The sequence below is a fragment of the Actinotalea sp. C106 genome, assembly GCF_023630195.1.
Classification (GTDB): Bacteria; Actinomycetota; Actinomycetes; order Actinomycetales; family Cellulomonadaceae; genus Actinotalea.
Genome location: NZ_JALPKN010000118.1, coordinates 1 through 9,502, shown reverse-complemented (window position 1 = coordinate 9,502; position 9,502 = coordinate 1). Strand labels below are relative to the sequence as shown.

The 9,502-nt window shown below is 72.4% G+C and carries 7 protein-coding genes; 1 reads left to right on the top strand and 6 read right to left on the bottom strand.

All coding sequences use genetic code 11. From position 1 onward, the window contains the following. The 4 genes from dhaL to ileS form a co-directional block, all read right to left on the bottom strand. Positions 1-480: dihydroxyacetone kinase subunit DhaL (gene dhaL / locus L0B03_RS09520; RefSeq protein ID WP_250445574.1), on the bottom strand; the 480-nt coding region annotated here is incomplete at its 3' end. A gap of 94 nt (positions 481-574) precedes the next feature. Continuing rightward, a complete protein-coding gene (dhaK, locus tag L0B03_RS09515; RefSeq protein ID WP_250445573.1) occupies positions 575-1,570 on the bottom strand; it encodes a dihydroxyacetone kinase subunit DhaK in 996 nt (331 codons plus the stop codon). Between the two features lie 173 nt (positions 1,571-1,743). Next, positions 1,744-3,093, bottom strand: coding sequence for a folylpolyglutamate synthase/dihydrofolate synthase family protein (locus L0B03_RS09510; protein ID WP_250445572.1), 1,350 nt, complete (start codon positions 3,091-3,093; stop codon positions 1,744-1,746). After that, the gene (gene ileS, locus L0B03_RS09505) at positions 3,090-6,365 is read right to left on the bottom strand and encodes an isoleucine--tRNA ligase (protein WP_250445571.1); all 3,276 of its coding nucleotides are present in this window, start codon (positions 6,363-6,365) and stop codon (positions 3,090-3,092) included. The genes L0B03_RS09510 and ileS overlap by 4 nt, the downstream gene beginning before the upstream one ends. Before the next feature lie 316 nt (positions 6,366-6,681). Here ileS and L0B03_RS09500 point away from each other — a divergent pair, with 316 nt between their 5' ends. Continuing rightward, positions 6,682-7,467, top strand: a complete 786-nt coding sequence (locus tag L0B03_RS09500; RefSeq protein WP_250445570.1) for a DUF1206 domain-containing protein — start codon at positions 6,682-6,684, stop codon at positions 7,465-7,467. A 28-nt stretch (positions 7,468-7,495) separates the two neighbouring features. On the opposite strand, the gene L0B03_RS09495 is transcribed toward L0B03_RS09500, so the two are convergent. Further along, on the bottom strand, positions 7,496-8,938 hold the full coding sequence (locus tag L0B03_RS09495; protein ID WP_250445569.1) for an LLM class flavin-dependent oxidoreductase: 1,443 nt from the start codon (positions 8,936-8,938) through the stop codon (positions 7,496-7,498). Positions 8,939-8,967: 29 nt separating this feature from the next. Beyond that, positions 8,968-9,502 (bottom strand): ABC transporter ATP-binding protein (locus L0B03_RS09490; RefSeq protein WP_250445568.1); only part of this gene is annotated, 535 nt, incomplete at its 5' end.

Below are 9,502 nucleotides of genomic sequence, written 5' to 3'. Positions count from 1 at the left end.
GACTTCGGCGTCGAGCACCCCGACGGGCGAGTCACCCCGCGCGGCGGCCTCCTGCGCGGCGGCGACCGCCGGGGACCAGGCGTCGACCATGGTCTTCTCGCCCGTCGTCGCCTTGCCCCGGGCCACCACCCCCTCGAGCCCTGCCTCGAGCAGGGCGACGACGGCGTCGCCGCCGAGCTCGGCCAGACCGGTGACCTTGGCCGCCCGCAGGTAGGCCGTGCCGTACAGAGGGCCGGCCGCCCCGCCCACGGTCGACATGAGGGTGGTCGCGACGACCTTGAGCACCTCACCGACCTCGGTCGGAGCCGTCTCGAGCCCGTCCAGACGGCTCACGACCGCCGTGAAGCCACGGTGCAGGTTCTCGCCGTGGTCACCGTCCCCGATCTGCCGGTCGAGCTCGATCAGCTCGACCCGGTGCTCGGCGACGACCTCAGCCGACCGGCGCACCCACTGCAGCGCCCACGTCACGTCCAGAGTCATGGTCCTCCTTCGTCCGTCGGCAGCAGCCTGCCACTCGGCGGCCCTCCGTGGGGGCCGAGAGGGTCCGGACGCCGAGGTCGTGATCAGATCGTGCTCACCAGCGCAGGGCCGCGGTGTGGACGGGCGCGTCCCACAGGGCCGTCATCTCGGCGTCCAGACGCAGCACGGTGACCGAGGCTCCCTGCATCTCGAGGGAGGTCACGTAGTTCCCCACGAGCGAGCGGGCCACGGTGACGCCGCGCGCCTCGAGGAGCTGGCGAGCTCGCCGGTACACCACGTAGAGCTCAGAGGCAGGGGTGCCTCCCATGCCGTTGACCAGGAGCAGCACCTCCTCGCCACCACCCAGGCCGAGATCGTCCATGACCGGGGTGGTCAGCTGCTCGGTGATCTCGTCGGCCGAGGCCATCGGCACGCGGCGCCGCCCGGGCTCGCCGTGGATGCCGATGCCGATCTCGATCTCGTCCTCGGTCAGGTCGAAGCTGGGGGTCCCCGCGTGCGGCACGGTGCACGCGCCCAGCGCCACCCCCATGGACCGGACGTTGGCCGCGACCCGCTCGGCGACCGCGGCCACCCCGGCGAGGTCGTCCCCACGCTCGGCCGCGGCCCCCGCGATCTTCTCGACCGCGACGGTCCCGGCGACACCCCGACGGCCCGCCGTGTAGAGCGAGTCCTCGACGGCGACGTCGTCGTTGACGAGCACGGTGCGGACCTCGACCCCCTCGGCGTCGGCGAGCTCGGCGGCGGTCTCGAAGTTGAGCACGTCGCCCGTGTAGTTCTTGACGACGTGGAGCACCCCGCGGCCTCCGTCGACCGCGAGGGTCGCGGGGGTGATCGAGTCCGGGGTGGGCGAGGTGAACATGGCCCCGGGGACGGCTGCGTCGAGCATGCCCAGGCCCACGTACCCGGCGTGCAGGGGCTCGTGCCCGCTGCCCCCGCCGCTCACCAGCCCGACCTTCCCCTGGATCGGTGCACCGGCGCGGACCACGTAGAGCGGGTCGGTGTGCACGGTCACCAGATCGGCATGGGCGAGGCCGAAGCCCTCGACGGATTCGTCGACGACGCGGGCCGGGTCGTTGATCAGCTTCTTCACGCTGCACACCCCTTCACGGACCGGCAGGGCGGGGCGGCGGTGCCCACAGCCCTGCAGAGGTGCCCTGGTCGGGTCCGGGCCGCACGGCCCTCACCCCCGGGATCAGCATCCGGGGGCCGGAGAACGCACGTCAAGGCAGGGCTGCTGCACATCCGTGCACGGCGAGGCCACTCTCAGCGGTGGCCGAAGAGGATCCTCGCCTCGGCCGCCATCGTGACCGAGCCCGTCACGAGCACCCCTGCCCCGGTCGGCGAGCCCTCGGTCCCACCCTCGGCGATCTCCACGGCCCGCCCGATCGCCTCGTCGAGACGCTCGGCCACGTGCACCCTGTCCTCGCCGAAGACCTCGACGGCGATCTCGGCCAGGTCGTCGACGTCCTGCGCGCGGATCGAGCTCGACCGGGTCACGACGACCTCGGCCAGGAGCGGCTCGAGGCCAGCGAGGATCTGCTCGGCGTCCTTGTCCTCGAGCACACCGACCACGCCGACCAGCCGCTCGAACGTGAACGCCTCCTCGACCGCGACGACGAGGGCCTCGACCCCCGCCGGGTTGTGCGCGGCGTCGACCAGCACCGCCGGCGAGGTGCGGACGAGCTCGAGACGGCCCGGGGAGTCCATCCCGGCGAAGGCGGTCTCGACCACCTCACCGCCGAGGGCGCCGCTGCCGCGCAGCACGGCCTCGGTCGCGGCGAGGGCGAGCAGCGCGTTGTGACCCTGGTGCGCGCCGTGCAGCGGCAGGAAGACGTCGGTGTAGAGGCCCCCGACGGTGCGCAGCGCGAGCATCTGGCCCCCCACGGCGACGGCCCGCTGGGCGACCTCGAGCTCGACCCCCTCGCGCACGACCCGCACCCCGCGCTCGGCGGCGGCGGCGAGCACCACGCCGTCCACCTCCTCCCGCTGGGCGGCCATGACGAGGGTGGCCCCCTCCTTGAGGATCCCGGCCTTCTCCCCCGCGATGTCGGTGAGCTCGTGGCCCAGCCACCGCTCGTGGTCGTGCGCGATCGGGGTGATCACCGCGACCTCGGCCTCGACGACGTTGGTCGAGTCCCAGGTGCCGCCGAGGCCGACCTCGATCACGGCGACCTCGACCGGGGCGTCGGCGAAGGCCGCGAAGGCCATCACCGTGAGGACCTCGAAGAAGCTCAGCCGCGGACCGCCCGCGGCCTGCGAGCGCTGGTCGACCATGTGCACGTAGGGCGCCACGTCCTGCCAGAGCTCGACGAACCGCTCGGCGGTGACAGGCTCGCCGTCGATCGCGATGCGCTCGGTCACGCTGGTCAGGTGCGGGCTGGTGAACCGACCCGTGCGCAGCCCGTGCTCGCGGAGCAGGCGCTCGACCATGCGGGCGGTCGAGGTCTTGCCGTTGGTCCCCGTCACGTGGACCACGCGGAAGGACCGCTGGGGGTCACCCAGCAGGTCGCAGACCTCGCGGACCCGGTCGAGGGTGGGCTCGAAGTCGTGCTCGGGCGAGCGCTCGAGGATCCCGGCGTAGACCTCGCGCAGGGCCTCGTCCTCGCCGCTCACGCGTCGACCTCCGTGCGCTCGACCGTGGCGGTCGCGACCCACTCGGGCCCGGCCCCCGGGCCAGGGGACCCGACCGCGAGCTCGAGCCCGGTCGCGAGGGTCTCGCGGCAGATCATCTCGCGGTGGGCCTCGACGGCCTCGACCCTGTCACCGGGCACCTCGAGCCGCAGGCGGACCCGGTCGGTGACCTGCAGCCCCGAGGCCTTGCGCTCGTCCTGGACCACACGCACGACGTCGCGCGCGAAGCCCTCGGCGCGCAGGGCGTCGTCCAGGGCGGTGTCCAGGAGGACCACCCCACCCGAGGAGAGGACGGCAGCGACCTGGTCGGCCGGGGCGTCCTCCGCGACGACGGTGGTGAGCTCGTACTCGGCAGGCTCGAGGGCCACCGGGCCGTCGGCGGTGTCGACCACGACGCCCTCACCCTCCTGACGCCACTCCCCCGCCTTGGCCGCGCGGATCACGGCCTGGACGCCCTTGCCGAGCCGCGGTCCGGCGGCCCGCGCGTTGACCGCGAGCCGTGAGGTGACGCCGAGCTCGGTGGGGCCGACCTCGGCGAGGTCCACGAGGGTCAGGTGCTTGATGTTGAGCTCACCCGTGATGAGGCCCTGGTAGGGCTCGACACCCGCCGGGTCCGGCAGGGCGACGGCGAGCTCGCTGAGCGGCTGGCGGACGCGCAGCCCGTTGGCCTTGCGCAGCCCCAGGGTCACCGAGCAGATCTCGCGGACCTGGTCCATCGCCGCGACGAGGCCAGGGTCCGCCACGAGGACACGTCCGAGCTCGGTCTCCCCGTCGTCGTCGGCCAGGACGGGCCAGTCGGTGAGGTGGACGCTACGGCCCCCCGTGAGACCCCGCCAGATCTCCTCGCTGAGCAGCGGGGCGAGCGGAGCCATGACCCGGGTGAGCACCTCGAGGGCCGTGGCCAAGGTCGAGAACGCGGACTGGTCCTCGTCCCAGAACCGCTGACGTGAGGTGCGCACGTACCAGTTCGTCAGCACGTCGAGGTGCTCGCGCACCGACTCGCAGGCCGCCGGCACGTCGTAGGCGTCGAGCTGGGCCGTGGTGCGCTCGACGAGGGACCGGGTGCGCGCGAGGAGGTACCGGTCCATCGCGGGCAGCCCGGCCACCCGCTCGGCCGTGAGCGGCTCGGCGACCAGCCCCCGGCCCTCGCGGGCAGCCCCCGCGTAGAGGCTGAAGAAGTACCACGTGCTCCACAGGGGCAGCAGCACCTGGCGTACCTCGTCGCGGATGCCCTCCTCGGTGACCACGAGGTTCCCGCCACGCAGGATCGGCGAGGCCATGAGGAACCAACGCATCGCGTCCGAGCCGTCGCGCTCGAAGACCTCGTTGACGTCGGGGTAGTTGCGCAGGGACTTGCTCATCTTCCGGCCGTCCGAGCCCAGCACGATCCCGTGCGAGACCGAGGTCCGGAAGGCCGGTCGGTCGAAGATCGCCGTCGCGAGCACGTGCAGGGTGTAGAACCAGCCCCGGGTCTGGCCGATGTACTCGGTGATGAAGTCGCCCGGGTGGTGGTGCTCGAACCAGTCGGCGTTCTCGAACGGGTAGTGCACCTGGGCGAAGGGCATCGATCCCGAGTCGAACCACACGTCGAGCACGTCGGGGATCCGACGCATCGTCGAAGCCCCCGAGGGGTCGTCGGGGTTGGGCCGGGTCAGCTCGTCGATGAAGGGTCGGTGCAGGTCGGTCACCTCGACGCCGAAGTCGGCCTCGAGCTCGGCGAGCGAGCCGTAGACGTCGATGCGCGGGTGGGCGGGGTCGTCGCTGACCCAGACCGGGATCGGCGTCCCCCAGTAGCGGTTGCGCGAGATCGACCAGTCCCGGGCCCCGGCGAGCCACTTACCGAACTGCCCCTCCTGGATGTGGTCGGGCACCCAGGTGATCTGCTCGTTGAGCTCGACCATGCGGTCGCGGAACTCGGTCACGCGCACGAACCAGCTCGAGACCGCCTTGTAGATCAGGGGGTTCCGGCACCGCCAGCAGTGCGGGTAGGAGTGGTCGTACGTCTCGTGCCGCACGACGACGGCGCGCTGGGCCTGGGCCACCGAGGCGAGCGGGCCCGTCCCGGCCTTGAGGTCGGCGATCACCTGGGGGTTCGCCTCGAAGACCTGCAGCCCGGCGTAGTCACGGACCTCGGCCGTGAACCGTCCCTTGCTGTCGACCGGGACCACCGGGGTGATGCCGGCCTCGGCGCACACAGCCATGTCGTCCTCGCCGAAGGCGGGGGCCAGGTGGACCAGGCCGGTGCCGTCCTCGGTCGTGACGAAGTCCGCCAGGAGCACCTGGTGGGCGTTCGGGCGCCCCTCGAAGTAGCCGAAGGGCGGGGTGTAGCGACGCCCGGCGAGCTCGGCCCCGCGGACCGTCGTGAGCACCTGGGGGTCCTCACCCAGCTCCCGGGCGTAGGAGGCGAGCCGCGAGGCGGCGAGCAGCACCCGCTCCCCGGCCAGGGCCGACCCCTCCCCCGGGGCCACCACGACGTACTCGATCTCGGGGCCGACGGCCAGGGCCAGGTTGGAGGGCAGGGTCCACGGGGTCGTGGTCCACAGGAGGGCCAGCTCGCCGGTCTCGAGGCGCAGACCGACGGTCAGGGCGGGGTCCTGCCGCGAGGCGTAGACGTCGTCGTCCATGCGCAGCTCGTGGTTCGACAGCGGGGTCTCGTCCCGCCAGCAGTAGGGCAGCACCCGGTAGCCCTCGTAGGCCAGGCCCTTGTCGTAGAGCTGCTTGAAGGCCCAGATCACCGACTCCATGTAGGTGACGTCGAGAGTCTTGTAGTCGTGCTCGAAGTCGACCCAACGGGCCTGGCGGGTGACGTACTCCTGCCACTCGTCGGTGTAGCGCAGCACGGACTCACGGCAGGTCTTGTTGAAGGCCTCGATGCCCATCTCGTCGATCTGGGACTTGTCGGTGATGCCCAGCACGCGCTCGGCCTCGAGCTCGGCGGGCAGCCCGTGGGTGTCCCAGCCGAAGCGACGCTCGACGCGGCGCCCGCGCTGGGTCTGGAACCTGCCGACGACGTCCTTGGCGTAGCCCGTGAGCAGGTGCCCGTAGTGCGGAAGCCCGTTGGCGAAGGGCGGACCGTCGTAGAACACGAACTCGTTGGCACCGTGCACGCCGGCCTCGCGCTGGTCGATCGAGGCCTGGAACGTGCCGTCGGCCCGCCAGTACGCGAGCACCTCGTCCTCGAGGGCAGGCAGGTCCGGGGAGGCGGGGACACCGCTGGGCCCGTCGGTGCTCGGGCGGTGCAAGGGGTAGGCCATCGGGGCTCCTGGTGCTCACGGTGCGGTCGTCACGGTGCTGGCTGTGCTGCATCGTGCGAGGACGACGACCCGGCCCGAGGACCGGAGCACCGCGGTACCACCCCGCTTGCCGGTTCCCGGTTCGGGGACCGACCGCTCGTCGGCGGGCTGTCACGGGCCCACCCGTCCGGTTCTACTGGGAGCCGCACGCCCGGAGACCGCGGCCCTGTTCCTCCGGAGGCTCGCCGGTGATGGCCGGGTCGACGCCTGTGCTCGTGATGATACCCACCCGACGCTCACCGAGCGCCACACCGTGCCCGGTGCCATCCTGTCCGCCATGACTCACTCCGCACGTTCGACCGCCGCCGAGGCCGGCGACCACCCCGTCGTCGAGAAGGGCGCCCGCCTCGGGTACGCCGCCAACGGGGTGCTCCACCTCGTCCTGGGATGGCTGGCCCTGCAGCTGGCCCTGGGCAGCTCGAGCGGCGAGGCCGACCAGTCCGGGGCGCTCGCCCAGCTCGGTTCGACGGCGATCGGGGCCGTCCTGCTGTGGTTCATCGTCGCGGGCTTCGTCCTGCTCGCCCTGTGGCAGCTGACCGAGGCCGCCGTCCGTGGCGGTGCGGGAGACCGGGTCAAGGCGCTGGCCAAGGCCGTGGTCTACGGCGTGCTCGCGGCGACCGCCTTCCGCAGCGTCCAGGGCTCCGGGTCGGGGTCGAGCGGCGACGAGCAGACCTCGAGCATGACGGCCACCCTCATGGAGCAGCCCTTCGGCCGGGTGCTGGTGGGCCTGGTCGGTCTCGGGATCATCGCTGTCGGGGTCTACCACGTCGTCAAGGGGTGGAAGAAGAAGTTCCTCGAGGACCTGCAGCGACACCCGGGGACGTGGGGCGAGCGGGCAGGTCGCGCCGGCTACGCGGCCAAGGGCATCGCGCTGGCGGTGGTCGGCGGGCTCTTCGGCTGGGCCGCGGTGACCCACGACCCCGAGGAGGCCCAGGGCCTGGACGGGGCCCTGCAGACCATCCTCGAGGCCCCCTTCGGCCAGGTGCTCCTGGTGCTGGTCGCCCTCGGCCTGGCGGCCTACGGCGTCTACTCGTTCTTCCGCGCTCGCTACGGGAAGGTCTGACCCCGCGCCTGCACCACCGCTCCCCACATCACCGCGCGAGGACCGAGGTCGCCTCGCGTGGTTCCCCGACGGGACCGAGGTTCGCGCCGCCCCGGTAGCGGGCCCCGTGGTGGGTCTGGGGCAGGCGCGCGCGCCCAGGGCCGAAGAGACGCTCACGCAGGGTCGACTCCTCGTACCGCGTCCGGTAGAGCCCACGGCGCTGCAGCTCGGGCACCACGAGCTCGACGAAGTCCTCGAGGGTGCCCGGGGTGAGGAACTGGCGCAGGTTGAACCCGTCGAGGTCCGTCTCGCGCACCCAGTCCTCGATCTCGTCGACCACCTCGCTCGGCGTCCCGATCGCGAAGAAGGGCGGCCGGTCGAAGCGGGTGACCTCCCGCAGGGCGTCGGCCACGGTCCCCTCGGCCCGGTAGAAGCGCGTGCGGCTGGTCCGGTCCCGGCCGGCGGCCGCCTCCTGGGCGAGCACCTCGGTCATGAGGGCGTCGCGGGGGTAGGCCGCGAGGTCGATGCCCCCACCACCGGCATGGGCCAGGTACCCCTCCGCCCGGGACATGCGCTCGAACTCCTCGGCCTTGCGCTCGGCCTCGGCCCGGGTACGTCCGACGATCACCACCGCCATGGCGTAGGTCTTGATGTCGGTCGGCTCGCGCCCCTCGAGGACCGCGAGCCGCCGCAGGTCCGCCACGTTCTGCCGGTAGGACTCGAGGTCGTGGCCCCCGACGAAGACACCCTCGGCGTGCTTGGCCGCGAAGGCCTTGCCCGCCGGCGAGCTGCCGGCCTGGAAGATCACCGGGGTGCGCTGGACCGAGGGCTGCGCCAGGTGCGGCCCCGCGACCGAGAAGTGCTCACCCACGTGGTCGATGTACCGCACCTTCCCGGGGTCGGTGTAGACGTAGTTCTCGCGGTCCTGGACCACAGCGTCGTCGTCCCAGGAGCCCTCCCACAGCTTGTAGAGCACGTCGAGGTACTCGTCGGCGATCGCGTACCGGGTGTCGTGCTCGACCTCCCCCGGCAGGCCGAAGTTCCGGGCAGCGTTGGGCAGGTAGGAGGTCACCACGTTCCACCCGAACCGGCCCTTGGTCAGGTGGTCCAGGGTGCTGGCGCGACGGGCGAAGGCGAAGGGCGGCTCGTAGGTCGTCGAGAAGGTCGCCGCGAAGCCGAGGTGACGGGTGGCGGCAGCCATCGCGGGGATGACCAGCAGCGGGTCGTTGCTGGGGATCTGGACGGCCTCCTGGAGGGCCGTCTCGGGACCGGCTCGGTACCCGTCGTAGGTGCCGATGACGTCGGCCAGGAAGATCGCGTCGAGCAGCCCCTCTTCGGCGAGCCTGGCCTGGTCGACCCAGAAGTCGAGGTCGTTGAAGCGGTGCCGCGAGTTCTCCGGGTGGACCCACAGGCCGTGCGAGATGTGCCCGACGCAGGCCATCTCGAACAGGTTGAAGCCGATGGGGCGCGGGTCACGGGGGGTCGGTGCCATGGTGCTCTCTTCTCCGTACGGTCGGTGGGTCAGCGGTGGTCGTGCACGTCGCGGTGCGGTCCCGGCGCGCCGGGCAGCGCGGGCAGGGCCGACAGCAGGCGGCGGGTGTACTCGTGCCGCGGGGCGGTGAGGACCGCCTCCGTCGCGCCCTCCTCGACCACCCGCCCGTCCTTCATCACCAGGACGCGATCGCTCAGGTGGTGGATCACCCCCAGGTCGTGGGAGATGAACAGGTACGCGACGCCGAGGCTGCGCTGCAGGTCGGTGAGCAGGTCCAGCACCTGGGCCTGCACCGAGACGTCGAGGGCGGAGACGGGCTCGTCGCACACGACGACGTCGGGCCGGGGCGCGAGGGCCCGGGCGATCGCCACGCGCTGCCGCTGACCCCCGGACAGGCGCAAGGGGTGCCGTGCGAGGTGCTCAGCCCCCAGGCCCACCTGCTCGAGGAGCTCGACGGACCGCGCCCGGACGGCGGCGGGACCTCGCGGCGGCTCAAGGCCGGTCGCCGCGGCGTCGGCCAGGATCCGGGCCACGTCCCAGCGCGGGTCGAAGGAGCTCAGCGGA